Source organism: Paenibacillus wynnii (assembly GCF_030812855.1).
Taxonomy (GTDB): domain Bacteria; phylum Bacillota; class Bacilli; order Paenibacillales; family Paenibacillaceae; genus Paenibacillus_AQ; species Paenibacillus_AQ wynnii_A.
In genome coordinates this window covers 95,281-121,668 of the sequence record NZ_JAUSTK010000004.1, presented here as the reverse complement: position 1 = coordinate 121,668, position 26,388 = coordinate 95,281, and the positions used below count along the sequence as shown (strand labels likewise).

At 42.4% G+C, this 26,388-nt stretch carries 21 protein-coding genes and 1 pseudogene; 16 read left to right on the top strand and 6 right to left on the bottom strand.

All coding sequences use genetic code 11. The features are described from left to right. Positions 1-18: 18 nt before the first annotated feature. The 3 genes from J2T20_RS05920 to J2T20_RS05910 are packed head-to-tail and all read left to right on the top strand — an operon-like array spanning position 19 to position 5,308. Positions 19-1,653, top strand: coding sequence for a GGDEF domain-containing response regulator (locus J2T20_RS05920; protein ID WP_307586514.1), 1,635 nt, complete (start codon positions 19-21; stop codon positions 1,651-1,653). A gap of 42 nt (positions 1,654-1,695) precedes the next feature. After that, positions 1,696-2,073 (top strand): response regulator transcription factor, encoded by a 378-nt coding sequence (locus J2T20_RS05915; RefSeq protein WP_307586512.1) that lies wholly within the window; start codon positions 1,696-1,698, stop codon positions 2,071-2,073. Then, positions 2,057-5,308, top strand: coding sequence for an ATP-binding protein (locus J2T20_RS05910; protein ID WP_307586511.1), 3,252 nt, complete (start codon positions 2,057-2,059; stop codon positions 5,306-5,308). The genes J2T20_RS05915 and J2T20_RS05910 overlap by 17 nt, the downstream gene beginning before the upstream one ends. Positions 5,309-5,313: 5 nt before the next feature. Here J2T20_RS05910 and J2T20_RS05905 read toward each other — a convergent pair whose 3' ends face one another. Next, entirely contained in the window at positions 5,314-5,994 is a 681-nt protein-coding gene (locus tag J2T20_RS05905) for a DUF421 domain-containing protein (RefSeq protein ID WP_373457758.1), read from the bottom strand. A 332-nt stretch (positions 5,995-6,326) separates the two neighbouring features. On the opposite strand from J2T20_RS05905, the gene J2T20_RS05900 reads away from it, so the two are divergent. From J2T20_RS05900 to J2T20_RS05885, 4 genes and pseudogenes are all read left to right on the top strand, one after another. Continuing rightward, positions 6,327-8,171, top strand: a complete 1,845-nt coding sequence (locus J2T20_RS05900) for an assimilatory sulfite reductase (NADPH) flavoprotein subunit (protein ID WP_307586777.1) — start codon at positions 6,327-6,329, stop codon at positions 8,169-8,171. A gap of 44 nt (positions 8,172-8,215) precedes the next feature. Beyond that, on the top strand, positions 8,216-9,940 hold the full coding sequence (cysI, locus tag J2T20_RS05895) for an assimilatory sulfite reductase (NADPH) hemoprotein subunit (protein WP_307586508.1): 1,725 nt from the start codon (positions 8,216-8,218) through the stop codon (positions 9,938-9,940). A gap of 211 nt (positions 9,941-10,151) precedes the next feature. Beyond that, positions 10,152-12,158 (top strand): methyl-accepting chemotaxis protein, encoded by a 2,007-nt coding sequence (locus tag J2T20_RS05890; RefSeq protein ID WP_307586505.1) that lies wholly within the window; start codon positions 10,152-10,154, stop codon positions 12,156-12,158. Positions 12,159-12,514: 356 nt separating this feature from the next. Then, a pseudogene (locus J2T20_RS05885) lies at positions 12,515-13,458 on the top strand (transposase). An 84-nt stretch (positions 13,459-13,542) separates the two neighbouring features. Here J2T20_RS05885 and J2T20_RS05875 read toward each other — a convergent pair. The 3 genes from J2T20_RS05875 to J2T20_RS05865 are packed head-to-tail and all read right to left on the bottom strand — an operon-like array spanning position 13,543 to position 16,902. Further along, positions 13,543-14,622, bottom strand: coding sequence for a mannose-1-phosphate guanylyltransferase (locus tag J2T20_RS05875; protein ID WP_307586500.1), 1,080 nt, complete (start codon positions 14,620-14,622; stop codon positions 13,543-13,545). Further along, a complete protein-coding gene (locus J2T20_RS05870) occupies positions 14,615-15,721 on the bottom strand; it encodes a glycosyltransferase (protein WP_307586498.1) in 1,107 nt (368 codons plus the stop codon). The genes J2T20_RS05875 and J2T20_RS05870 overlap by 8 nt, the downstream gene beginning before the upstream one ends. Continuing rightward, positions 15,721-16,902 carry a glycosyltransferase family 4 protein gene (locus J2T20_RS05865; RefSeq protein WP_307586496.1) on the bottom strand — a complete coding sequence of 394 codons (1,182 nt, stop codon included), beginning with the start codon at positions 16,900-16,902 and terminating at the stop codon, positions 15,721-15,723. The genes J2T20_RS05870 and J2T20_RS05865 overlap by 1 nt, the downstream gene beginning before the upstream one ends. 209 nt (positions 16,903-17,111) lie before the next feature. On the opposite strand from J2T20_RS05865, the gene J2T20_RS05860 reads away from it, so the two are divergent. The 3 genes from J2T20_RS05860 (at position 17,112) to J2T20_RS05850 (ending at position 18,997) form a co-directional block, all read left to right on the top strand. Then, positions 17,112-17,354, top strand: coding sequence for a helix-turn-helix domain-containing protein (locus tag J2T20_RS05860; RefSeq protein ID WP_307586495.1), 243 nt, complete (start codon positions 17,112-17,114; stop codon positions 17,352-17,354). Between the two features lie 22 nt (positions 17,355-17,376). Next, positions 17,377-18,318 (top strand): DUF1861 family protein, encoded by a 942-nt coding sequence (locus J2T20_RS05855; protein ID WP_307586494.1) that lies wholly within the window; start codon positions 17,377-17,379, stop codon positions 18,316-18,318. A gap of 88 nt (positions 18,319-18,406) precedes the next feature. Beyond that, positions 18,407-18,997 carry a 50S ribosomal protein L25 gene (locus tag J2T20_RS05850; protein WP_307586493.1) on the top strand — a complete coding sequence of 197 codons (591 nt, stop codon included), beginning with the start codon at positions 18,407-18,409 and terminating at the stop codon, positions 18,995-18,997. An 81-nt stretch (positions 18,998-19,078) separates the two neighbouring features. On the opposite strand, the gene J2T20_RS05845 is transcribed toward J2T20_RS05850, so the two are convergent. Continuing rightward, complete coding sequence (locus tag J2T20_RS05845) at positions 19,079-19,825, bottom strand: YdcF family protein (RefSeq protein WP_307586491.1); 747 nt, start codon at positions 19,823-19,825, stop codon at positions 19,079-19,081. 60 nt (positions 19,826-19,885) lie between these two features. Further along, positions 19,886-20,290 carry a CBS domain-containing protein gene (locus J2T20_RS05840; protein ID WP_307586489.1) on the bottom strand — a complete coding sequence of 135 codons (405 nt, stop codon included), beginning with the start codon at positions 20,288-20,290 and terminating at the stop codon, positions 19,886-19,888. Between the two features lie 202 nt (positions 20,291-20,492). On the opposite strand from J2T20_RS05840, the gene J2T20_RS05835 reads away from it, so the two are divergent. From J2T20_RS05835 to J2T20_RS05810, 6 genes are all read left to right on the top strand, one after another. Further along, positions 20,493-21,104 carry a DNA glycosylase AlkZ-like family protein gene (locus J2T20_RS05835; RefSeq protein ID WP_307586487.1) on the top strand — a complete coding sequence of 204 codons (612 nt, stop codon included), beginning with the start codon at positions 20,493-20,495 and terminating at the stop codon, positions 21,102-21,104. Then, positions 21,101-21,535 (top strand): DNA glycosylase AlkZ-like family protein, encoded by a 435-nt coding sequence (locus J2T20_RS05830; RefSeq protein WP_307586484.1) that lies wholly within the window; start codon positions 21,101-21,103, stop codon positions 21,533-21,535. The genes J2T20_RS05835 and J2T20_RS05830 overlap by 4 nt, the downstream gene beginning before the upstream one ends. Before the next feature lie 111 nt (positions 21,536-21,646). Further along, positions 21,647-22,795, top strand: a complete 1,149-nt coding sequence (locus tag J2T20_RS05825; protein WP_307586482.1) for a sensor histidine kinase — start codon at positions 21,647-21,649, stop codon at positions 22,793-22,795. Positions 22,796-22,863: 68 nt separating this feature from the next. After that, on the top strand, positions 22,864-24,357 hold the full coding sequence (locus tag J2T20_RS05820; protein WP_307586480.1) for an amino acid permease: 1,494 nt from the start codon (positions 22,864-22,866) through the stop codon (positions 24,355-24,357). Positions 24,358-24,520: 163 nt separating this feature from the next. After that, a complete protein-coding gene (locus J2T20_RS05815; protein ID WP_307586479.1) occupies positions 24,521-25,201 on the top strand; it encodes a response regulator transcription factor in 681 nt (226 codons plus the stop codon). Continuing rightward, positions 25,194-26,384, top strand: a complete 1,191-nt coding sequence (locus J2T20_RS05810) for a sensor histidine kinase (protein ID WP_307586477.1) — start codon at positions 25,194-25,196, stop codon at positions 26,382-26,384. The genes J2T20_RS05815 and J2T20_RS05810 overlap by 8 nt, the downstream gene beginning before the upstream one ends. The last annotated feature ends 4 nt before the right edge of the window (positions 26,385-26,388 follow it).

The window sequence follows — 26,388 nt, the reverse complement described above, 5'->3', positions numbered from 1 at the left end:
ATGACCGGAGGGATTGCTATGACAACGCGGAAATATAAGGATCTGATAGAGCAGCGGACGAGACAAACTCTGCAGGAGTGGTCAGAACAGTCGGGTATTGAGGAAAAGGATATATACCGTTTCTTACATAATTTAAAAGGAACTGCAGGAACAGTCGGGTTGAAATACGTGGAGAAATTAGCGGAGAGCACCATCTTGTTCTTCTCGGAAAGCAGTGATAAAAGCTGGTCCGTAGAGGAGTGGGGAGAATATTTGTATCCATTCCTGCCTGTTTTTAATGAGGATATCTCATCTGATATATTGTTTCATGTTAATCAGCAACAAGTAACCGATAACAATGCAGACCATTCAAAATATGAAATACTTATGATAGATGATGATGTGGAATTGGTTGCTTTTTTCAAAGAGTCATTGGAGAAGCAGTCCTATTATGTCACCATTGCTTTATCTGCGGAACGGGGATTGAAGGTTTTTTATGAGAGCAAGCCGGATCTGATCCTGCTTGATATTCTGTTGCCCGATAAAAGTGGGATTGAGGTCTTGCATCAAATTGTAGGTAAGGCTACCAAAGAGCATATTCCGATCATTATCATAAGCAGTGAATTCTCCAAAAAGCTTCAAATGCAAGCTTATTCTCTGGGTGTAATGGATTTTGTGAAAAAGCCGGTGGATATGGATCTATTCCTGACCTTAATCAAAAACCGTTTTAAGCTTAAAACGGAATGGCAGAAATCTATCATCGTGGATGAGCTGACGGGTGCCTTTAACCGCAAGCATTTCAATCAGACCTTAAAACAGCTGATCGCTGATTTCAAGCGTACAGAGCGGAAGTTTTCTTTAGCGCTGCTTGATCTTGATTATTTCAAAAAAGTAAATGATACATATGGACATCTTGTTGGTGATGAGGTACTGCAGAAGTTTGCAGAAATCGTTCAGAGTTCCATACGTATAGAAGATACTTTTTGTCGATTTGGTGGAGAGGAGTTTGCCTTATTTCTGCCTAATACGGATGCATCCTCTGCAAAGCTGGTTGTTGAGCGTATTCAGGAACGCTTCTCTGCTAGGGAATTCCAAGCCAAAAATGAATTTTTCCAAGTGACCTTCTCGAGCGGAATAACAGAGATCATAAATCCTGATGTGGATGCCGATAAATTAGTAGAGGAAGCTGATCAGGCTCTATATGTCGGCAAATATGTCGGAAGAAATCAGACGATCCTGTATACTGATCATTTGTCTGCGCTTCGATTAAATTCCGTCCTAAACTTGATTATTGTAGATGATGATGCACTGATCCGCAGGATCGTAACCACTCAATTCTCAACCTGGACACCGTCTAATATTGCCAAGGTCAATATAAGCAGTTATGCGAACGGTCTGGATTTTTTGAATTCGAATTGGTATTCGGCAAACGAGAAGTATATCATCCTGTTGGACGGAGTGATGCCGGATCTTGACGGTGTTGAAGTGTTGGAACGAATACGGAATGATTATCCTGCAGTAAATATATTAGTAATTATGCTGACAGGCAGAACGAATCAATCTGATATTATACATGCACTGCAAACAGGAGCGGATGACTATGTCATCAAGCCATTCCACATGAAGGAACTGCTGCTTCGAATTGAGCGTCTGGCCTTTAGATTTTTATTTTAGATATCTTACTTAGGTAACTTGATTTTACAGCGGAGGTATTTAATGCAGAAAGTTCTTGTTGTTGAAGATGAAGAAGTGCTGCGGATGTTAATAGAGGATACACTGGAGGAGCTAGAGGGTGTAGAAATTCATACCGCAGAAAATGGTGTAGAGGCGCTGGCAAAGCTTTCTACGGAGTCTTACAGTCTGGTGCTCCTGGATTATATGATGCCGGTCTTGACGGGAATTGAAGTGCTGGGTCAGTTGGATGAGGCTACGAAGAGTGCTACTCCCATATTGATGCTGACTGCCAAAGCACAGGAAATGGATCGCAATAGAGCAATTTTGGCGGGCGCCCGTTATTTTATGCCCAAACCATTCAGTCCTATGGAACTCTTGCAGATTGTGGAGGGGATCCTAAGTGATGAAAGACAAGACTAAACGCATGAACACAAGTATCAAAACAAGATATCTTCGAATTATAATTAGTTTATTCTCCATCATTATATTGTTGGGATCGAGTTCCTTCATTTATTTAAATAAAGAACAGACTCGGTTACAAGAGGCTAGGGAAGTTTTACAGAACAAAACGAATACGATAGATGTATTAGCTGAAACACTGAAAGAAGTGATTTTCCGTGCTAGAAGTTATGCGGCTTTTAAGAGTGACAATGAATTAGAGTTGTTAAATGCAGAGCTTCAAAAGCTTAATGGACTAATGAACACCTATTCAATGCTTGATTTGTCAACGGAGGAAGCGCAATTTAGAGATGATATTGAGGCATTCTATATCCAATATAAAACAGATATCCTTCCAGAAGTGATTCGTTTGGTCGATGCTGATGACTATACAGGCTTGAGAGCCTTCTCTCAAGACGGCAGTTCTCAAGTTGTAAATAATTTTATCCTCTATACCAAAGAATTCAAGCAGAAGTCAGATCACACTCTAGATGCTATGGCTATGGACTCCATGAAGAAGGCGAACAATTTTACTTGGATAGGGTACTTATTTAGCACATTTGTTCTGCTGTTCTTCACCTGGATCACTTGGCGAATTATTAAGGATCTGATCAATCCCATTCTGTTACTGGAAGGAGCAACCCACTCTCTGGCAGCAGGTGAAGAAATATTGTTAAGTCAACTTCATAGTCAGGATGAGATCGGTCGCCTCTATAATGCCTTTCTTGATATGGCTAGAAGTATTCAGGATAAAGAAGAAGAGCTCATGATGCAGAATGAAGAACTTCATGCCCAGCAGGATGAGCTTCAAGCTCAGCAATCCAAACTACAAAACTCCTTAAGCGAGATAAATAGTATGATGAAGGCTCTGGATCAATCGTCTGCGGTAGGGATACTTACACATAAAGGGGTATTTACCCATGCCAATGATAATCTTAGCGAATATACCCAGTATAAGAAATCGGAAATTATCGGTTATACGTATAGATTATTTGAAGTAAATAATATTTCTTCTGTACAATTGCAACGGATCTTCCGTAAATTAAGAAATGGCGGAGTGTGGAGCGATGAAGTTCAAATCCTAACCAAAGATGAATCTTTCCTATGGCTGCATCTGACTGCAGTGCCCTACTTAGATGAGAATGGCAACGTGTATCAATACATCCTGATTGCTAATGATATCACCTCCATGAAGAGCGCTCAGCAAGAGTTGGCCAATACGTTGAAGAATACCCAACGAACTCAAAAGATGCTGGAGCTTAACAATCAATTGAACCATGAAATTACTTACACATTGGACAAGCATGAGTTTGTGGATAAGTTCATACAGTTCATGAACAGGCTTTATTCCTTTGATTCCAGTTTCTTTCTACTAGTCAGAGATAAAATCGCAGCTGTCAGAGGGATACCTCAGGAAAGTGTTGAACGTTATATCGAAAATGAAAATAATGAAATGTTATTTCGTCTGCAATCAGAGAAATCATATATTATTAAGCGCCTAACGACCCCCTCCGAACAGGGGATCTCACCTGATGAAATGTACAGTTACGATTACTATACAACTGTTGTGAATGCCAAGGATGAGATTTTGGCTGTTTTCTGCGGAAGTAGAGTTGGACATTCCTTCACCAAGGAAGAGATCAACGAGGTTCAAGGGATGATGAATAGAGTAGCTCTAGCAATAGAACGGTTATTTATGTATGAAGAAATTGAACACGGAAGAAAATTGAATCAGGATATCGTGAATAATGTGAACGAGGGAATTCAATTTGTTGACTCCGAGGGTTCTATACTTCATATCAATAAAACCCTGCGCCAAATATTTGATTTCCGATTATCAAGCGAGGGAACGCAGATTCCTAAGGAACAATGGATGGAGCATTTTACTTCAAAGTCTACGGAATCCAAGGATATTCAGTTGTTTTACCTTACAGCAATCTCCGAGTATTCGGTCGAATCTAGCAGCATGAAGTACTCTATTGGATCGAAACCAGTGAAGCATATTGATGTGTATGCTATTCCTGTGTTCCGCCGTGCAACCCGTATTGGTACATTATTCGTACATCGGGACATAACCAGAGAGTATGAGCTTGATTTGATGAAATCAGAGCTGGTAAGTACAGTTAGCCATGAGCTTCGGACACCGTTATCGAGTGTGTTAGGCTTTACGGAACTGCTGCTGTCCAAAACGATGAAGCCGGAGAAGCAATTGAAGTATCTGGAGACGATCCATAAGGAAGCGAAGAGACTAACCGATCTAATCAATGATTTTCTGGATCTGCAGAGGATGGAGTCGGGTAAACAGCAATATTTGACAGAGCATGCCAATCTTAGTGAAATCGTATTGGGTGTTATTGATCAATATAAACTGAGCGATACTCATCAGGTTCTCCTGGTCGATGAAGCTCAAAATGCTGAAGTGGATGTCGATAAGGATAAAATCGTTCAGGTTCTGACGAACCTTCTTAGTAACGCAATCAAATTTTCGCCTAACAGCAGCGAAGTCAAAGTGCTTCTGCATAATGAACCGGGGCATATTGTTGTTCAAGTACAGGACACCGGGATGGGTATTGCACAAGATCAAATTAGCCAGCTTTTCCAAAAATTCAGAAGAATTGATAATAGTGCATCCAAAAGAATCGGTGGAACAGGTCTGGGACTTGCGATCTGCAAAGAAATTATTGATAAACAGCAGGGTACCATCGGTATAGATTCAGTGGAGGGTGAGGGTACCACAGTCTGGTTCAGAATCCCCATTCTTCATGCTGAAGCAAACGGGCAAGAGGAAGACTCCAACAAATGGGGCGGCGACAAAGAAACCAAACCTAATGTTATGATTGTAGAAGATGACTACAGTCTGTCCCTGCTCTTGTCAGAGGAGCTAAAAGCAAAAGGCTTTAGGGTCACCCATCATTACCATCCGCAAAAAGCATATGATCAGGCTCTAAAAACTTCATTTGTTGCGATAGTAGTTGATTTAATGCTTGGAGAAGAATTGGATGGTTGGGATCTGATCCGAATGTTGAAAACAGATCCAAGAACGGAGAACATTCCGATCGTAATCTCTTCGGCTTTGGATAAATCGGATAAAGATTTAATGAACAACGTTGTCCAAAAGTATTTAACCAAACCCTATCCTCCAGGTGAGCTGTCCAATACACTTGAAGAAATTGTGAAGATCAAGCAAGGAATGGGTGAGGTTCTGTTTCCGGGATAATTTGCTTATTGGTAACTAGGGATGATAGTCAAATCACCTTCCCCGTTGAATTCGGCATACGCTATGCTCTTAATGTTCGGGCATCTCTTTTTTTCAATCTGACTCTTAAACCAAGCTTGATCTTTACCTAAACTGTGGAGATTTTCCTCGTGTAAAACACCGTTTTCCACGATACAAAGCGTCAATGGGACTTCCTGATCTGGCATATTCAAATCCTTTCGGAGTACACCTTGATACAGATGTTTTTTAAGAATGCTCAAAGACCCGTTTGTTTCATAAATGGCAAAAGCAACTTCTTCCAGAGAAAAGGTGTCCTTTGCTCGAAGCATCATCCGCAACTGATCAAAGTCTAAGTTATTTTTATGGAGTTTATTCAAATCAATTTTTCCATCATGAATTAGGATTTCAGCTTGGCCTTCCAAGGGTTTGCGAAGCTTGGGTATAAACTGCGTGATTTTTTCAAAAAGAACAGAGAGTAAGGTCCAGATGACAAGAGTGAAAATCAGCTTAAGCACGGAATGCTCTGTTTCATAAATCGTATTTCCTACCAGATCACCCAACACCACAGCGGATATAAAGTCAAAGGGTGTCAATGCAGAAATCTCTTTCTTGCCAAGCAGTCTTGCCATACTCCATAATCCAAAGAATCCAGTAATTATCTTGATTAAAATGGATCCGAATTCCATGATGTGCCTCCTTTAGAGTAAGGGTGAATGAATTGATTTATTACCACGGGATCTTTTATTCTAACAATTGACATCATTTGATTATCACGTTATCTAATCAAAGTCATCATTATTTATAATGAAGCGGCTTAAATCAGGGTGATTTACTCTGATTTAGACTGCTTTTTCTTATTTTGCACATATTATTACCTAAGTATCCAATTAATAGGAAGTATATCTTCGTTGATCGTTTTCCTTAATTATGTTAGCCTGAATCCATGGCAGTTTAGTAGGTTTACAAGAGTAGGTATTAATATGGATATAGATTTCAGGATTAGGAGAGGTGGATTTTGTTGCAACTTCAAGTAACGAACAGTCCCTTTAATGAGAGCCAAGTCGAACTTCTTAATCGGCTTTTGCCATCCTTAACGGAAACACAGAAGATATGGCTTAGCGGGTATATTTCCGCTCTTCACTCTGCTGCAGAGACACCGAGTGGTACAGAACCACTGACTATTTCAACAGCGGCAACCACTGATGTTATTTCCACAGCAGGTCAGTCCGCGGTTTCGCGTGAAGTTACCGTGCTTTTTGGTTCTCAAACCGGTAATTCTCAGAGACTTGCCGGGAGCTTGTCCCGTAAGTTGGAAGAGCAGGGTTATCAGGTTACTCTGGCTTCCATGAATACATTTAGACCCAATGGACTGAAAAAGGTCGAGAATCTGCTTCTATTGGTCAGTACCCACGGAGAAGGAGAGCCGCCGGATAATGCCCGTTCTTTCTACGAATTTCTCTATAGCAAAAGAGCGCCTCAATTAGACAACCTGCGGTTTTCTGTACTGGCTTTGGGAGATACCTCTTATGAGTTCTTCTGCCAAACGGGAAAAGATTTTGATCAGCGCCTGGAAGAGCTTGGAGGTCAACGGCTTACTCCACGTGTAGACTGTGACTTGGATTATGACGATCAAGTAACAGAATGGTTTAAGAGTGTATTAAGTTCTCTAAATGGACAGTCAAATGCTCATACTCTTGCCGTCGAGGTAGTCCAAGCTGCGGAGTCTGAGGAGTCGGATTATTCACGTAATAATCCCTTTAGAGCTGAGGTTCTTGAGAATCTGAATCTGAATGGCCGTGGTTCAGACCGTGAGACCCGTCACCTTGAGCTTTCTCTTGAGGGCTCTAATCTGCAATTCGAACCCGGCGATTCACTGGGAGTGTATCCGGAGAATCATCCAGAACTGGTAGATGCAATTATAGAGGCGATGGGCTGGAATTCTGCGGAGACCGTTCCTTTTAACAAAAAAGGTGAAGAGGGTACACTGCGCGAGGCGTTACTCTATCACTACGAAATCACTGTTTTAACCAAACCTCTTTTGGAGCAAGCGATCCAGTTTTCCTCCGCTAGCGGGTTAAGTGAGCTGCTGGCACCGGGCCGACAGCAGGACCTTAAAGAATATATCCAAGGGCGTGACCTCTTGGATTTAGTACAGGATTTTGGACCTTGGCAAGCTCCAGCCCGCAACTTTGTAACCATTTTGCGTAAGCTGCCGGCCCGTCTATACTCAATTGCAAGCAGCTGGAAGGCTAATCCGGATGAAGTGCATTTCACAGTAAGAGCTGTGCGTTACCAGGCCCATGGTCGTGATCGTTACGGCGTTTGCTCAGTTCATTGTGCAGAACGTGTACAACCGGGCGGGACTTTACCGATCTATATCCAGCACAATCCCAATTTCAAGCTTCCTGCGAATTCGGATGTTCCAATTATTATGATAGGTCCTGGAACCGGTGTAGCTCCGTTCAGATCTTTTCTGGAAGAGAGAGAAGAACTGGGCGCGCAAGGCAAATCCTGGCTAATCTACGGGGATCGGCATTTTGTAACGGATTTTCTATATCAAACCGACTGGCAGAGAATGCTTAATGACGGCGTACTCACGAAGCTTGATGTCGCGTTTTCCAGAGATACAGAAGAGAAGGTATATGTACAGCACCGCATCATGGAAAAAAGCCGTGAAATTTATGAATGGCTTAAAGAAGGTGCCCATATCTATATCTGCGGTGACGAAAAGCATATGGCGCATGATGTTCATTCCGCCCTCATCACAGTCATTCAAGTGGAAGGCGGTATAAGCCTGGAAGAAGCGGCAGCCTATCTTGAAGATATGCAGCAGCAGGGGCGTTACCAGCGCGATGTTTACTAATCACCAATAGAGTAAGTGAATGATATCGGGAGGAGATAGCAACAATGGCAAACAATGAAGTGGTTAAGCCGATTGGCGGGCCGCCAAGTGATGTTGAGCATATTAAGATAGAGAGCAATTACTTGCGGGGTGCGTTAGTTGAGACCTTGAGAAACCCTATTACCGGGGGCTTGCCGGAAGATGATAACCGGTTGTTAAAATTTCACGGGAGCTATATGCAGGATGACAGAGATTTGCGTACCGAACGGGATCGGCAAAAGCTGGAGCCTGCTTATCAGTTCATGCTCCGTGTGGTAATACCGGGCGGTGTAATGACATCGGCACAGTGGCTCGTAATGGACGATTTGGCTCATAAGTATGGAAACGGTACGCTTCGGATTACCACCAGACAAGCTTTTCAAATGCATGGTGTGCTGAAGTGGAACTTGAAAAAGACGATCCGATCCATTAACGATACTCTGATGACAACACTAGCCGCTTGCGGCGATGTTAACCGTAACGTCATGAGTAACCCTAACCCATATCAATCAGAGGTTCATGCCGAGGTAAATGAATGGGCGCGTAAAGTTAGCGATCACTTATCACCGCGAACACCTGCTTACCATGAGATTTGGCTGGATGGAGAAAAGGTAGTGGACAGCTTGGCAGACGGAGCAGAGGTGGAGCCTATCTACGGTCCCGTATATTTGCCGCGTAAATTCAAAATAGGTATGGCGGTACCTCCTTCGAATGATGTAGATGTTTTCTCCCAAGATCTAGGTTTTATCGCTATTGTTGAAGAGGGAAAACTTATTGGTTTTAATGTTTCGGTTGGCGGCGGTATGGGGATGACCCATGGAGATACAAGCACTTACCCGCAATTGGGACGTGTGATCGGATTCTGTCGTCCTGAGCAGCTACTCGATGTGTCCGAAAAGACGGTTACTATTCAACGGGATTACGGCAATCGTTCTGTCCGTAAAAATGCGCGGTTCAAGTACACCATTGACCGTCATGGCATTGAATGGTTTGTAAGTGAACTGCATGAAAGATTGGGCTGGCAGCTTGAAGCAGCGCGTTCATACCATTTTGATCATAACGGTGAACGCTATGGCTGGGTGAAGGGTACCAACGGCAAATGGAATCTGTCGCTCTATATCCAAAGTGGACGAATTCATGATCAGGACAACAATCCGTTGATGACCGGATTACGGGAAATCGCCAAGATTCATACAGGTGATTTCCGCCTTACACCGAATCAGAATTTGATTATTGCTAACGTAACCAGTGCTAAAAAAGGTAAAATCACTGAATTGGCTAAGCAATATGGACTCACGGACGGTGCACATCATTCCGCACTGCGGAGAAGTGCCTTGTCCTGTGTGGCCTTCCCTACCTGCGGATTGGCCATGGCTGAAGCAGAGCGTTACTTGCCTTCGTTGCTGGATAAGCTGGAGGTAGTTCTAGATAAGGTTGGTCTTCGGGATGAGGAAATTAATATCCGTATGACTGGTTGCCCGAATAGTTGTGCCAGACCAGCGCTTGGTGAAATTTCATTTATTGGTAAATCTCTGGGCAGATACAATATGTACCTGGGCGCAGGGTTTGCCGGTGACAGATTGAACAAGATCTATAAAGAAAATATTGATGAGACCGAAATTTTGGAGACCCTTGAGCCTATCATTCATCGATACGCATCTGAACGTAATACCGGCGAGCATTTCGGCGACTTCGTCATTCGTGCTGGTTATGTGAAGGCAGTTACCAACGGTCTGAATTTTCATGACTGAGGAATCACAAACCTCCAAACCATACATGTTATGGTTTGGAGGTTTTTTTTATTTGAAAATTATGTCGAAACTCACAGCTGTTGTAACTATATAAGTGATATTATTATTATTATTATTTTTATCATCACATGGAAGGAGTTCGAGAATAAAACGACAGAGATTTCTCCTACACTAATAAACAAACGGAGAGATATAGAAAGGAACATACATAATGAAGTTGAGCCTAAAGTTGAAAATCAGCATAATCATGATCATAATTATAAGTCTTCCCCTATCCATTTCGGGTATGATGTCCTACAATATGGCTTCCCAATCTTTACAACAGGAAATAGAAACACAACTTAAAAATACTACGGGTGCAGCTGCTAATTCGATCGACGTTGCTCTAGAGGATGCTACCCGCTACTTGCAAATTGCAAGCAAGAATGACACCTTGGCAAAACTTACCGTAAATCCTGCAGATGAGAGTATTAGGACAAGCGCCTATCAATACATATCCAGTTTTCAAAAAGATAATGCAGCCCAATTCGAATCACTGATCATAGCTGATAAAGAAGGGAGTGCAATGGTTACGAACGAATCCGATACACCAGATATCAATGTGAAGGACAGAGAGTATTTTCAAACTGCACTCCAAGGCAAAGAAGCAATTAGTGAAGTGATTCTGTCGAAAGTGACGAATAAGCATGTTATAGCTATTGCATATCCGCTGGTTAATAACGGTAATACTACTGGAGTGCTGATAGGTACTATTATTTTTGATACTATTTCCGAAGCTGCTGTGAAAATTAAGGTAGGAGAAACCGGTTATGCTTATATGATTGATCGTCAAGGGCTTATCGTCTCCCATCCTGTTAAAGATAAGATTCTTAAAGAGAGTCTTGATGGCAACAGCAATAAGGAATTGAACAGCTTTGTCCAAGAAATGAAAGCGGGAAAAACTTCAAATGGGTTTTATACTTATGAAGGCATCTATAAATATATGTCTTTTCAACCAGCTGGAAATTGGGTTGTTGTGACTACAGCTAATTACAAAGAGTATATGGCACCTGCCATGGAAATTCGTAGCCGGACCTTGCTGCTTACAATCGTGTGTATCCTTGGATCAGTTCTAATAGGATATTTTTTAACCTTAGTAGGGATAACCAATCCGATTCAAAAACTGAAGAAGGCGATGGCTATGGCTGGCAATGGTGACTTGACCGTGCATACCTCCATTAGATCAAGAGATGAACTACAGGAGTTAAGTGATTCGTTCAATACCATGATCGACAAGCAGGAAGCTGTTATTGAGAAAATAAGATCCAACTCTGGCTTGTTAACCTCCATGTCACAAGAGATGGCAGCATCTTCGGAGCAAATCAGTGCCTCCATTCAGGAAATTAGCTCCAGTACTGAGGAGATTGCTGCGGGTGCGGAGAATAGTAATCTGTCCATCGTAAATGCTTCGCAGGTATTATTACAATTATCCAGTCTTATTCACTTAGCTCAAAATAAGGCGGATGCAACCTTCTTGAATGCAAATGCTACAAATGAGGCTGCCCAAGCCGGAAGAACAAAAGTCATTAATACCGTAGAAGCCATGGATACAATTAGCATCAGTACGTCTGAAACCAGCAGCATTCTTGAATCCATCAATGAGATGACGGATCAGGTCTCTACCATTATTGGAACTATTAATGCCCTTGCAGGGCAAACGAATTTACTTGCTTTAAATGCTGCTATTGAAGCTGCAAGAGCTGGGGAACAGGGCCGAGGGTTCAGCGTAGTAGCAGGTGAGGTTAGAAAGCTGTCAGACGAATCACATCTGCGGGCAAATGAAATTTCAGAGTTGGTTGAGAGTATGATTGCCAAAATCCAAATGGCCGTAGTATCTATGAAAGGCGCTTTCGAAGCAGTTACAGAAGGTGTGAAAATTGTCCACGAAACCGATCGCTCTTTCATTCACATTATAGAATCTATGGAATCGATAACTGGAAATGTTAAAGAGATAGTTGACATAGCCAAGGCTGAGGTAGCAACCTCGGAACAGATCGTCCAGCTGATTGACTCTTTGGGTAATACATCCGAAACAGCAGCTGCCAATAGCGAAAGTGTATCTAGTGCTGTTGGAGAACAGGCGGCTACGGTTAATAACTTAGCAGCATCTGCAGAAGAAGTAAGTGCTATGGCAAGTGAATTAGAGAATTTGGTAGAAAATTTTAAAATTAAAGAGTAACGCGAGTAATATAAATCATATTATATAAGCATCATATTAAAGGGGCTGTCCCATAAGTCATGAAATGGCTGCTTGGGACACCCCTTGTTTTTGGAGTCGGATAGACGGTTGTGCTTGTGAGGACGCTCCGCGAACGGACCGTTGCTCCAATCGCTGTGCTCTCCAGATTTTATTTATTTTCCTTAGCGGTAAAAATCCGGAGTGCAAGGCGACCGCTACCGCTTTTCCGCAATCGTTCCGTCCTCTCCGCTACTTTCAGCGGAAACCGTTCCAAAATCTTCTCTAATACAGCAAAAAGAAACCTCTCTTTGGTAAAATGGAGTTACCACACAACCATTTCAAAGGAGAGGTTTCTTTTGTACATTCAATATACCATGGACCAACTTTGCCTGCCAATGGATTTAGAGGACGACATTCCAGAACATCACCTCGTTCGTGTCGTTAACGCAGCCGTAAATCGGCTTGACGACGCCATCTTTGACGCTGCCTATCCCGGCGGTGGTCGCGACAGTTACCATCCCAAAATGCTCACCAAAGTCATTATCTACGCCTACACCCAGCGCATCTATTCCTCTCGTCAAATCTCCGAGGCTGTGCGAGAATATATTCCCTTCATGTGGCTAGCCGGAAGGCAGCGCCCGGACTTTCGCACCCTCAATCGCTTCCGTTCCCAGCGGATGAACGATGTCCTTGAAACCGTGTTTACCGCCGTGTTACAGTTCTTGGCCGAGGAAAAGTACGTCTCCCTAGATCATTATTTTGTAGACGGAACCAAGATTGAAGCGAATTCCAATCGCTACACCTTTGTTTGGGGAAAAGCCGTTGTTAAGCACAAAGCTAAATTGCAGGAGAAAGTGCATACCCTTTTTGCTACTATTGAAACTGACGAGCAGCGGGAAGAGCAGATTCAACAAGGCAGAGACCTTGCCGAACTCGGCGAAAGAACAGAACTGACCGGCGAGAAGTTAGAAACCGCCATTCAAAAGCTGGAAGCCCGGCTCCAGGAGAAACCGAAAGATAAACCTCTGAAGAAAGCGGAAATCGGGCAAGGGAGCTACTGCGGAGCGAAGAAGGATATGCGCTTGCGATTCAACGGATGACTGAGCCAGAAAGTGTGTTTGGCCAACTGAAGAACAACCGGGGATTCCGGCGTTTCCTGCTTCGAGGGTTGTCAAAAGTGACGCTCGAAGTCGGGTGGCTTTCGCTTGCCCATAACCTGCTAAAGCAAGCCACTACGGATCAAAAACGAAAACGAGCCAGTCTCCGGGTTATTGGAGACTGGCTCGTTTTTAGCTTTTAAGGCTTTGAAGTACAAAAAGCTATCTCATTCGTCAAAAATATCTACTTTTGAGACAGCCCCTTTTTTGTGCAAAACAGTACTTTCTTAAATATACTCTGTCATTCCTTTTTCCTTCAATATATCGACGATGTCTTTGACGGCCTGCGCATTGTCCTTAGGGCAGATTAGAAGCGCATCCCCGGTATCTGCAATGATAAAGCCGTCAACACCTATGGTTGTAATAAGTCTGCCGTTGCCATAAATAATAGAATTGCGGGTATCAATGCCGATATGATTGGCTTTAATAATATTGCCTGACTCATCTGGAGGGAATATGGCACCAAGAGCATCCCAGCTTCCGATATCATTCCAGCCGAATTGGCCGGAGAGAACAACAACTTCATCAGAGCGCTCAAGGATGCCGTAATCAATCGATATGCTTTGAAGCGTCGGATATATCTGATTTATAACAGCATCTTCCTGATCTGTACCCAGACCATCACTGATGGGAAGCATCGACTTATACAGCCGGGGAAGATATCTTTTGAAATTATCAATAATAACCGATGTTTTCCAAATGAAGATGCCGCTATTCCATAAATAATTACCGGATGCCAGATAACCTTGTGCTTTCTTAAAGTTTGGTTTTTCTACAAATTCAGCTACATCGTATATCGCTACAGGGTTTATAGAAATAGGATCTTTATCATAGGCAATATAACCGTAGCCAGTTGAAGGGAACACAGGCCTAATTCCTATGGTCACTATTTTATCTCTTTCCATCGCTACTGTGCATGCTTCATCTAGTGTAAGACGGAATTGTTCCTCATCGGTTATATGATGATCTGAAGGCAACACAACCATTAAAGAATCGCCGTGGGTTTTCTCTATGCTTAAGGCAGCAAAAAGAATACTTGCAGCCGTATTTCGTGCAACGGGTTCAATGAGAATGTTGTTCTTCGATACACTGCTATGCATAATACTTTCCAGCAGCACGGCTTGAGTACGATTCGTAACAATTACTGTATTTTCTTGAGGGATAATCCCTTTGAAACGCTCTATGGTATCATTCAACATTATATCGTTACCGCTAATATTCAGGAGTTGCTTAGGAACCTCTTGTCTAGAGAGTGGCCAGAAGCGGGTACCTCCACCTCCTGCCAGGATCGTCGCGAATTTATTCATGGTGCATCACCAGATGGGCAATGGAGTAAGAAATGATACTCTCCGAGCCTTGGTTCAGGTTCAATCCTGTACTGTGGATGCCGTCATAACAAGCTCCGGTTTGCGGATCAATGAGAGACGTATTTAATGAGTTATGACCTAAATACCAATCATAGCATAGGGCTGCTTTCTTAAGATATGTCATGTCTTGAAGGATAAGTGCTGCTTCTTTGCATGCGAGAAGCATTTCACAAGCCTCAATAGGCTGTTCATCGTAGGGAGCAGCTTTTCCACCCCGAAGCAGCCACCCATGGCTGCCAATCGGCTTATAGTAGCCTTCATCGGAGAATGTCTTAGAGCTCAGGAAATCCAGACTTTCTTTAGCAGTATCCTTCAAATTGACGTTGCCGGAAATGCGAAATGCTTTTAGAAGGGCCCAAGGAAGCATCGAGTTCCCGTAAGTAAGGCTGTCCTCGAACCAATTCCAACCGCTCCCTTTATTGAGGGTATATTGATTATGCAGACGAACCGCTACAGTTTCAATCAGATCCATGATGAATTCTCTTGGCAGAAACGCCTCTTCTTCCGCGGTGCTTGGTGTGTGGGGATAGGGAAAGGCATAGGTCAATGCATTAGGTGTTTCGATCAGGTAACTTAGACCGATCAGTGCATAAGCTCCTGCACGGGGTGAACCCAAAGCTTCGATATGCGGTAAGGCTTGATTGATCATGTAACGGCAAGTGTTCAATAGATTATCGGGTAAAGATGAGGAATGGGAAAGGGCAAAACCAAGCGCCCACAGCGTGCGTCCTTGACAATCCTCGGAGCCGCTATCCTCCATAAAGGAACGGTTGTAATCCATGAAATTTCTAAAGTTTCCATCAGAATTCTGAGCATGGTGAATAAAGGATATATAGGTGTGAATCAGATCCAGTGTGTCTGAATCCTTATAGCTGCTGTACATCAGCACAGCAGCTATTAATGCGCGTGCGTTATCATCTGTCGTATAACCCTTCGAGCGATCGGGCACGCCAAATTTGGTGTGCTGGAAGATCCCTGTATCATCCGTAATTCTGCGCATGTAATCATTTTTGAACTTTACTATCGTTGGTACTACCATCAAACCACACTCCTGTTTGCTAATTCCGAGCTCGCAATTTTCTCTTGGAACATTGCAGCATAGGTTTTGGCGATTTCGCTCCATAACATCGTTTTCCCAAGCTCTAGTGTTCGGTGTTCCATTTCTATTACTAAATCAGGGCTATCCAACAATTGAAGGATACAAGCTTCCAAAGAGGCAGAATCGCGGAAATTAGCAAGCAAACCTCTGCCTTCAGCTAGCATTTCTTCTGCATAGCGATAAGGTGTGGAAACAATGACTCGGCCATAACCTACTCCATAGGCCAATGTACCACTTACAGCTTGATCCTTACCTAAATAAGGAGTCATATAGATGTCTGACATTACAAGGGATTGAATTACTTCTTCCTGCGTTAATAGCTTGTCGACGAATATTACGTTATGCTCTAAATTGAATTCTTTTACAAGATCCATCAGCTTCTGTCTGTATACCTCGCCTGTTTCTTGTTTGACCACAGGATGTGTTTTACCCCAAATGATATAGAGGCAATCCGGATGCTGCTCAACCACTCCTTGCATGGCTTCTATGCTATATTCGATTCCTTTACCCGGGCTTAAAAAACCAAAGGTGGATAATATTTTTCGGTTGGCAAAGCCGTATTGTTCTTTTAGTTTGGACCTGGATTCTGTTTTGACATAGGGTACTCCATGGTGGATAAATGAGATCTTTTTGGACTCTATTCCATAGATAGAAATTAGATCATTGACCGTGGACTGGGCCATCGTGACGACTTTAACGCTTAGTTCAGCTAGTCGTGTAATAATTTGCTGCTGTTTTAGTGAAGGTTTTGTTAATACGGTATGAAAAATAACGATGAATGGTATATTGAGTTTTTCGACGAACGGAATCAAATATTCTCCGCTTTCTCCTCCATAAATACCGAATTCATGTTGGATAACGAGAAGATCCATATTCGATTTATTTAGTAAATCGGCTGTATCTATATAATCGGACAGCTTGTGCTGGTCTATTTCTCTCCATACCTGATCTCCGTAGTGGTAGGTTTCGTTGTTGTTAATGGCGATAATACGAGGTTTATTAAAACCACGCATATGTTCAAACTGGTCTAATAAATCTTGTGTGAATGTAGCAATACCGCATTCTCTCGGGAGACTGGTGCTCATAAAAACGATATTTCGATTGCTGAGTGTACTTTTCATTAAGAGCCTCCGTTTGGGTTTGGGATTTTTGGGAACAAAAAAAGAAAATAAAGAGGTCTTTATTTCCTTGAGGAAGTGGGTATAAAATTTTCTGAAAATACAAGAATTACAAATTTTTTCCTGTCTTCACTATAACATGACCATTTTTTCTTGTCAATTTTATTGACTCTCTGTCATTCCCAATATATATTGTTGTAGGAGGTGTATGTATGCCGGTCATACGCAGCAAACTGAGTGAGGTCATGATAAAACACGACCCTAAATTATCTATTCGCAAGCTTGCAAAAGATGTCAATTACCATTTCGATTCCGTTCGCAGGATGTATAAGGATGAAATGGTTCAATACCCTCGGGATCTTTTGCTAAAGCTTTGTCTATACTTCAATGTTCAGCCGGGTGAGCTCATTCGGATAGAAGAAACTACAGAAGATGTTGACACGCTAATTGAATAGAATCACCCTAAGGAGCATGGTTATGAAAAGGAAACAGACTAAGACAAGAACCTGTACCCAGCTTCTAGACACATTTTATGCGAATCTCCGTACAACCCGGGTGGAGAAACTAGCCTTCTCCGGGGTTGGCAATCGAGACGTATATAATATAACGGCCCCTTTCAGATATAATGGCGAGGAGGTCATCATGGGAAGAGTTGAGGAACGAGATAGTGAGTTCTCTCAAGTCTTCTTTTTTACATGCGAGAATGAAGTCTGGAGTCCTCGGGCTCATACACACACCTATAATTTGCAGGATCCGTTCTATTCCATAATCAATGGTGAATTAATCGTCGGTGGAGTTGAAGTCATAACAGATCCAGATGAGCCGGAGAAAATCATGTCATGGGTCACTCAATTTTATCGTGGATTCAATATCGATTCCTTATGCCACTTCTCTTCCGGACCTGGTACTATGAAGGATATTCGCCTGATTGAGCTGACAGATGGCAGGGTGGGGGTATTTACAAGACCGCAGGGTATTAGAGGTGGAAGAGGAAAAATAGGATTCACGATTATACCTTCGCTAGATGAGCTCAATGAGCAAACCTTTATAGATGCAGAGGTTTTCCAAGACCAATTTGTTCCTTCAGAGTGGGGAGGCGCCAACGAAGCGCATCTATTGAAAAATGGCCATGTGGGTGTGTTGGGACATATTGCCTGCTTTGATACCATAGATAACAAGCATTACTATTCTATAGTGTTCTCCCTAAACCCTGAAACAAAGGAGACCTCACCTATAAAAATTATCGCGGCTAGAAGTGACTTTCCCATTGGTCCCGGCAAACGTCCCGACCTAAAGGATGTTATTTTCAGTGGCGGACTTATACGCTTTGGGACTGGTCGAGCCATTCTATCTGTGGGAGTTAGTGATGCAGAGGCTTATCATATTGATATTCCAGACCCTTTTGATGAATATGAATAAACGCAAGTGGTGATTTGACTAGATTCTATGGTCATGTTATAATCGGTTTGACAAGAATTTATGGTCAAAAGAGAGCAGGAACCAAAAAATGAGTAAATTTATTCAATTAGACAAACGCACTGGTGAAACAAAGTCCCAAAAGAGTCAAGCTAGAAAATTAGGACGCCTCCCCGCTGTGTTGTACGGCATTGGTAAAGATACTTTGAATGTAGAAGTGAATGAGAAAGAAATGCTGGATATTCTGAAAAAGAATCCACGCGCAATTCTCCAAGGCAAAACAGCCGATGAGAAGGTAATGCCAATTGTTGTTCAAAACATCCAAAAGGACTCATTATCAGGTAAAATTATGCATATCGACTTCCAACATGTAAATATGACTATAAGCATGGATAGCAAAGTTACGATTCATTTTGCTGGAGAAGCTATCGGCCTTAAATCCGGTGGAGTACTGCAGGTCGATTTATACGAAGTAGAAGTTCGTTGTATGCCAGATGTTTTGCCAACCTCCATGGAAGTTGATATTAGCGGCCTTGATGCCGGTGATCAACTCCTGGTGTCCGACCTGATTTTCCAGGATGGAATAGAAGTACTTACGGATCCAAGTACAGTAATGATCCAGATTAAAATCATGCATGATGAAGTTGAAGAGCCAACTGCTACCGTAGCTACTACTGCATAATCATAATATTAACTTGCACATATAAGAAACCGTCCCATGATCTCAGAACCTGCTGATCTTGGGACGGTTTTTGTTTGCACATTAAAATTTTGCAGCTAATATTCCGAGGTATTCTTTCAGTGCTGTTGCGGTTAAGGAGAGGCCTGAGGAGGACGGTATGAACTTTGACACATAGAGCTTCTCTGGTTTGCTGGTCCAATAATCAGTAGGATAAGGCTGTACAATCAGTCCAGCATGCTTGAACTCAATAATGGCTCGCGGTAGATGAAAGCCAGAAGTAACCAATATAGGTTCAGAAAAACCTTGATTCTTCAATTGTTCTGCTGACAATCTAGCATTTTGTTCGGTATTCAGAGATTGGTTCTCGATAAATATGTCCTTCTTGGGAATACCCAGTGCTTGCAGCTGCCTCCGGGAAATTTCTGCTTCATTCCCCGTATCGGAGAATACTTTTCCACCGGATATGAGGATTGGAAGTCCACTGGAGCGGTAAAGCCTGACGGCTGTTAATAGACGGTTGGCAGCTGATCCAGACAAATTCCCTTCGCCGTCGAAATCAGGAGTTCCCGAAGTAGCTCCACCTCCAAGTACTACGATAATATCGCCCTTTAGCACACTCGGCTGGGGGTATTTTCGTTCCAGATTCCCTATTAACATGCTCCCGACCCAACTCGTTGCAGATAGGTATATGACCAACGTTACTCCAAGAAGCAGCAAGGCCGGCTTCCGTTCACGTTTCCATAGCCACAGAGATATTCCTGCCAGAAGAAGTATAAATATACCAGGTGGAAGAATGAAGCTGTAGATAAGTTTGATTAGGTAGATCATTACTAGAACCCCGCCCTTTTAACTCTTTGGTTCTATTATATCAAAAGATTGGAATTCTTTTTAATCTGTTATATTTCTAGTGTAGTACTCAATAATATCTTTTCGGCGGATAATACCTAAGAATACCCCACCCGTTTCGATGACGGGAACAAAATTTTGATCGGCCGCAAGCGTCAGCATATCCTCCATTTGAGCATTAATTAAGACGCTTTCATTATGAACATGCTTTTGAATATCGCTTACTGGAATTTTCTCCATGTTGTCAAAGGTAAGATCCGGTGTGTTTTTCAGTTTCCATAAAAGATCGCCTTCCGATAGAGTGCCTACATATTTCCCAACTTCATCCACAATGGGGATCGCCGTGTAATGGTGCTGTTCAAGCTGATCCATGGCTTCCCGCATGGAGAGTGAGGAGGTTATATAGGCAACCTTGTCTTTGGGTAATAAAAATGAGGATATTTCCATCTTATAAGCTCCTTTACTCTGGAATTTTCTTTTACGATACTTTATTAAAGCATACTTTTCTAGGAAAGCGCATTCAAAACTTACAAAAATTTTAATAAAAAATTAGAACCGAGTGTATAAAATGTTAGGGTTCTCAATATTAAAATTACTATACGGTGATATACTGAATGATATTCGACTTAGATTTACGGAGGTTAACACTGTGACGAACCCAATCATTTCTGATGCCCGTTTATATAATCAGCGAATATCTAGTTCTAAACCTCAGACTCCTGAACAGGTGGTTAAAGAGCTGGGTGCTCTGCAGGCACAAGATTATATGCAGGCAGTCTGGGCAATCGGATTACGCACACAAGCTGCAACGTTATTGAGTATACAAGAGGCTATAGCAGATCGAAAAATAGTTATAACATGGACTCTGCGGGGTACGATTCATTTTGTGCCTTCGGAAGATGTGAAATGGATGCTTAAGCTTTCAGCTTCACGCGTCCTGGGGCAGGCCAAAGGAAGATTTGCTCAGTTAGGTCTGGATGAAGACACTTTGGAGCTCTGCCGAAGAGTTATATATAATGCTTTAAAAGGTGAGCGCCAGGTAACACGTTCAGATCTTCTTGCACATCTGGAATCTGCGGGCATCAGCACGGCTAACCAAAGAGGCTACCATATTTTGTGGAATAGTGCGTATCACGGCTTGATTTGTTTTGGACCCATGTCCGGCAAACAGCAGACCTTTGTCTTGTTGGAGGAGTGGGTACCCTTTTCCCGTGAGCTGTCTTTCCAGGAAGGTTTAATTGAACTTGGTGGACAGGAATGACTCTCACAGATTCTAGACGAGCGCACGAAGCCATTAAGGGGAATCTAAAGTCTGAACTAATAGACGGCACAGAATATTGGGTCTCTATAGACCGTGACTCCCAAAATCCCAATGATTCTGAAGTGTACCTTCTACCGGGGTTTGATGAATATATACTCGGGTATAAAGATCGCAGCGCTGTGCTTAAGCCTGAGATTGCTCCCTTAATTGTGCCGGGTAATAACGGGGTATTCCTAGCAACAGTGGTGGCCGGAGGCCGGGTAGTAGGGACTTGGAAGCGGAATTTTAAGAAAAAAGGAATGGAACTGAGGATAAATCCTTTTGAATCTTTAAAAGGCAGACAAGAAGCTGTGATCCAGGAGGCTGATCGTTATGCGGCTTTTATAGGGTTGCCTATCTTAAAGATAGATTTTACAGAAAAAGAACGGTAAAAAGTATAAATACTAATTGATAAATGCTGTTTCTATTGTATATATTAAGAATTAATAGGCTGGTGTGTACCTGATCATTCAAAATGAATTGGTATACTGGGAGGTTCGGGTATGGATTACGATAAAGAAATAAAGTACTTAAGAGAACAAAAAGATACGATTATCTCAAATTGGAGTATTCTTTTAGATAGGGATGATCGTATTTATGCAGGGCAGATAGATATAACTAAACGAGAGATCGTAGCCTCCTTATTTATCGACTTCATAACGGACATCCATATTGCTGCTGAAGCCCATCCTTTTCTTGATATCGCCAGAGAGTGGAGTGAGAAGAATTTTAGTAATTATAAATCGATCTCTTCGATTCTCGATGTTAATGATAAATTAAGAAGTGTGATCATGGATATTATCAATCGTTATCCTAATCAGGAGAATGCGTTGAGATTTTTGGGAGTATTAATTGACCGCCAGAATATATTCTTCAGAGAATATTGTGAAACCCATATGAGAATTTATGCAGAAGTATTAAATGAGAAGGATTCCAAAATTGATAAACTTCATGATGATCGCTTAAATTTGATAGGTAAAATGGCTTCCAGTATGGCACATGAAATTCGAAATCCATTGACCTCGATTGCAGGATTCTTAAAATTAATTCGTCATGATATCAGTAACCGCAAACAAAGCAATTTAGACAAGTACATAGATGTTATTGATGAAGAATTTACATCCATTAATATGCATATCACCGGGTTTTTAAGTTTCTCAAGAAATAACGCCTTTCAAGAAAAGAAAACAGAAGTCTCCGTTACGGAAGTAATTCATTCCACACTATATTTACTTAATCCTCGATTAAATAATGAGAATATTATGTTAACGATTAACTTTGAAAATGATTATTTTATATATATTCAGAAAATATCAATTCAACAGGTAATATCTAATATTGTTAGCAATGCGATAGATTCTTTGATCGACATTAAAACGGATAGAGCTATAAGAATAGAGTGTTTTCAGGATGAAGAAAATATAAATATACATATAGTAAATAATGGCCCCAATATATCAGAAGAAATTAAACATTCATTATTCCTTCCTTTTATAACAAACAAAGAAAACGGCACAGGATTAGGCTTGGCAATATGTAAAGAACTTATGATTAAAAACAACGGAAATATCGACTTTGAATCGAATGAGAGTGAAACGAATTTTATGCTGTCATTTAAAAAGGCAGATAAACTGGATTTGCCAAACTTATGAAATAAAATTAACGGGTAACTTCCCTAGTTTTTGCAGATACTTGTAAAAAACAGTATGGGGAGGAACAAATGGAGCAGGAGCACGATAAAAAAGGTTTATCCGTGTGGCAGCTTACAATGCTTGCACTTGGTACTGTAGTTGGAGGCTCTTTTTTTCTGGGTAGCTCGATTGTTGTTCGTGCGGCAGGCCCTTCTGCGCTAATCGCTTTTGTAATTGGCGGTATATTGGTGTATTTCATTTTGACTGCGATGGCTGAAATGACGGTGGCGAATCCGCAGTCAGGATCATTCCGCTCTTATACCGAGCAAGCTTTTGGAAGGGGAGCAGGTTACACGGTTGGTTGGGTCTATTGGATTGGACTTGTACTGGCTATGTCTAGTGAGGCAACAGCTGTGTCGATTCTTATTAGGGGCTGGTTCCCTGGCATATCGCTGCAGCTCCTCGGTAGTATTATTATTGTGGGTGTGACCCTGTTGAATTTGTTGGGAGCTGAGCGTTTAAGCAAGCTGGAGAGCGGACTAGCCGTATTTAAGCTGCTCGCAATTGTTGCCTTTGTATTCATAGCGATTTTCTTTGTAGTTGGATTTACTACGGGTGCCTCGAGAGCGGTAGGCGTCAATGTCCTTCGTTCTGAGAATTGGATACCGGGGGGGATCCGTGGGATCGCTGGAAGCATGCTGATCGTAATGTTCTCATATTCCGGTTTCGAAGTCCTCGGACAAACATCCACTGAAACAGCTGATCCAGCAAAAACAATACCAAAGGCTATTCGTAATACTACCGTATTATTGATTGGCCTTTATTTAGCTGCTATGGCTGCGTTGTTCATGCTGATTCCTTCATCTCTGGTGTCAGAAGAAGTTAGTCCGTTTGTATCCGCACTCAGCCTGCATGGTTTGGGATGGACGGGAATGGCTATGAATATTGTACTGATATCAGCCGTCTTATCCACCATGCTCGCATCTGTATTCGGACTTGGACAAATGCTTCGTTCTTTAGCAGATGAAGGACACACGCCGGCTTGGATGAAAGACCGCAAGGACATTCCCTATCGCGGAATCCTTATATCTGGAGGATCCATGTTAGCAGGACTTGGTCTAGGAATGCTTTTACCGCAAGGCGTCTATTTGTTCCTGGTTAGCTCAGGCGGTTTCTCGGTACTGTTCACGTATGCCATCATTATGGCCAGCCACTACCGGCTACGCAAGAGGCATGGAGGCCCATTTTCGGAGCAGCATGGATTGAAGGGTTTTCCTTACACCTCCTGGCTCACGATTGGAAGCCTTATTGCAATTATAGTAAGCATGCCACTAATCCCTGGGCAGGGGGGCGGATTGGCTGCCGGTGCTATGTTTGTAATCATATTCGCAGGCTTGTACGCATGGGGACGTATTCGTAAACCTGTAGTAGTTGCTCCCAAGCCATTAGTACGATTCCCATCCATAACCTCGCCTTTTTCCGGTTTAGCCCAGACGGAGATGTCCGAAGAACTGACTGAAGGACTCCCTGAAGGGCTGGCTAAAGGCACCGAATTGAAGAAGGGTGATGAACCCCGGAAATGAGTTTATGATGAGTTTATAACACGGACGATTGAGTAAGAGATAAAGCCGTCGCTTTGGCGGCTTTTTTTGATGGAATAATATAACGATTGATGTCTCAGCAGTTATACTAACCTTATAGAAGTATCTATACATATAAAGCAAATGACGTTCAAGGAGTGCGAATATGGGAAGACAACAATTACTAATCGTTGAAGATGATGAGACTATTGCCTATGGAATTCAGGTATTTATGCAAAAGAGGAACTTTATGGTAACCTGCGCAGAAAGTGTTCATAAGGCAAAAACAATTTTGCAAACCCAACCGTTTGATCTAATACTGTTGGATTGGAATCTTCCTGATGGAAATGGGTACGAGCTGTGCGCTTATATGAAAAAAAACTCAAGTACACCTGTTATTTTTCTAACGGTTCGGGACGATGCGAAGGATGTTGTAAGGGGACTTGACATGGGTGCAGACGACTATATTATAAAGCCGTTTCAGTTAAGTATTTTGTTCTCCCGTATTAACGCCGTGCTTCGCCGGGGCAGAGTAGTACCCACAACAAACAACCCTTCCTGTGAAGGAATTTTGCTGGATAAGAACAAGACTCAGGTGTTTTGTGATGATAAAGAGGTGATGCTGACCGCCAGCGAATACCGGCTGCTTCTAATTCTTTTGGAGAACAAAAATAAAACCTTAACCCGTAGAATTCTACTTGAAAGCTTATGGGATATGGACGGCGCTTTTGTAAATGACAACACATTGACCGTAACCATGAAGAGACTCCGAGAGAAGCTTGGAAATCCATCCTGCATTAAAACGATTCGCGGAATCGGCTACAGAGCGGAAGATGCTGATGAGTAGAAAACAGTTAGCCCTGGCTCTAGTTATAGGTTTTGTAATCGCTACATGTATTGGACTATTGATGGGTATTCTGGCGTCCAGGACAATATCAAATACAACGTATAACCATACTGCCTACTTAATAGGAGCTGTATATAGCCAACACCCGGATCTCGAAGAATCCTTGATACAAGGACTCAACCACCCGAAAACTGAAGGATCACAACTTGGTTTCAAAATCATGAACAAATATGGTTACACCCAACGGTTGTTTTTCGGAGAAAACCTCTGGGCCACCATTACACATAGCCTTTGGGTTTGGGGACTTTTATTTCTGCTGTTCACCGTGACCCTATGTGGTTTTTCGAGGAAAAAAAGAGTGCGAATCAATGAACTAACTAGCTATCTAAGTTCCATTAACCGAAGGCAGGAAGGTGTTTTTCACCGGGTTCAGGAAGATGAATTTTCTTTACTAGAGGATGAAATGTATAAGACAGTTGTGGAACTTCGCCAGACTCGTGAAACAGCTTTGAAGGAACGGCAATCCTTGGCGGACAATCTGGCGGACATCGCTCACCAGCTTAAAACTCCGATTACCTCCGTATTTTTGATGACGGAGCTGCTCTTGGACAGCAATAGGGATAGGGAGGAACTTCTATATATAGAAAAGATTCATGGTCAAATGACTCGGCTGGAACATCTGGTTTCAAGACTGCTGACATTATCCAGACTGGATGCCGGAACTCTGGAAATGCGGCAGGAACCGATTAATGTGTTTGAGATGCTCACAAGTGCTTCGGAACCGTTGGAAAAGGTCATCAGCCAGAAGAGACAGACCCTAATCCTTCAGTCCGCGCCAACCGTATTCTATTGTGGAGATTGGTATTGGAGTGTGGAAGCGCTGATCAATCTAATCAAGAATTGCTCCGAACATACCCCTGAGGGTGGGACTATTTTGCTCAGCTACGAGCAAAACCCTATTTTTACGAAAATCGTGGTGGAGGATAGCGGTCTAGGGTTCGTGAAGGAGGATATTCCACGTTTGTTCGAGCGGTTTTACAAAGGGAGAAATGCCCATAAGAATAGCGTGGGTATCGGGCTTGCGATGGCCAAATCAATCTTTGAGAAGCAGAAGGGCACCATTCGGGCAGAGAATCGGCCGGAGGGTGGAGCACGATTTATCGTAAAAATGTATACGCGCTGAATTC

Coding starts and splice junctions, on each gene's coding strand:
- J2T20_RS05840 (WP_307586489.1), bottom strand. CDS start 20,290: ATGGAAATATCCTCATTTTTATTACCCAAAGACAAGGTTGCCTATATA.
- J2T20_RS05920 (WP_307586514.1), top strand. CDS start 19: ATGACAACGCGGAAATATAAGGATCTGATAGAGCAGCGGACGAGACAA.
- J2T20_RS05815 (WP_307586479.1), top strand. CDS start 24,521: ATGGGAAGACAACAATTACTAATCGTTGAAGATGATGAGACTATTGCC.
- J2T20_RS05870 (WP_307586498.1), bottom strand. CDS start 15,721: ATGGTAGTACCAACGATAGTAAAGTTCAAAAATGATTACATGCGCAGA.
- J2T20_RS05850 (WP_307586493.1), top strand. CDS start 18,407: ATGAGTAAATTTATTCAATTAGACAAACGCACTGGTGAAACAAAGTCC.
- J2T20_RS05830 (WP_307586484.1), top strand. CDS start 21,101: ATGACTCTCACAGATTCTAGACGAGCGCACGAAGCCATTAAGGGGAAT.
- J2T20_RS05845 (WP_307586491.1), bottom strand. CDS start 19,825: ATGATCTACCTAATCAAACTTATCTACAGCTTCATTCTTCCACCTGGT.
- J2T20_RS05820 (WP_307586480.1), top strand. CDS start 22,864: ATGGAGCAGGAGCACGATAAAAAAGGTTTATCCGTGTGGCAGCTTACA.
- J2T20_RS05810 (WP_307586477.1), top strand. CDS start 25,194: ATGAGTAGAAAACAGTTAGCCCTGGCTCTAGTTATAGGTTTTGTAATC.
- J2T20_RS05855 (WP_307586494.1), top strand. CDS start 17,377: ATGAAAAGGAAACAGACTAAGACAAGAACCTGTACCCAGCTTCTAGAC.
- J2T20_RS05875 (WP_307586500.1), bottom strand. CDS start 14,622: ATGAATAAATTCGCGACGATCCTGGCAGGAGGTGGAGGTACCCGCTTC.
- J2T20_RS05905 (WP_373457758.1), bottom strand. CDS start 5,994: ATGGAATTCGGATCCATTTTAATCAAGATAATTACTGGATTCTTTGGA.
- cysI (WP_307586508.1), top strand. CDS start 8,216: ATGGCAAACAATGAAGTGGTTAAGCCGATTGGCGGGCCGCCAAGTGAT.
- J2T20_RS05865 (WP_307586496.1), bottom strand. CDS start 16,902: ATGAAAAGTACACTCAGCAATCGAAATATCGTTTTTATGAGCACCAGT.
- J2T20_RS05860 (WP_307586495.1), top strand. CDS start 17,112: ATGCCGGTCATACGCAGCAAACTGAGTGAGGTCATGATAAAACACGAC.
- J2T20_RS05890 (WP_307586505.1), top strand. CDS start 10,152: ATGAAGTTGAGCCTAAAGTTGAAAATCAGCATAATCATGATCATAATT.
- J2T20_RS05915 (WP_307586512.1), top strand. CDS start 1,696: ATGCAGAAAGTTCTTGTTGTTGAAGATGAAGAAGTGCTGCGGATGTTA.
- J2T20_RS05825 (WP_307586482.1), top strand. CDS start 21,647: ATGGATTACGATAAAGAAATAAAGTACTTAAGAGAACAAAAAGATACG.
- J2T20_RS05910 (WP_307586511.1), top strand. CDS start 2,057: ATGAAAGACAAGACTAAACGCATGAACACAAGTATCAAAACAAGATAT.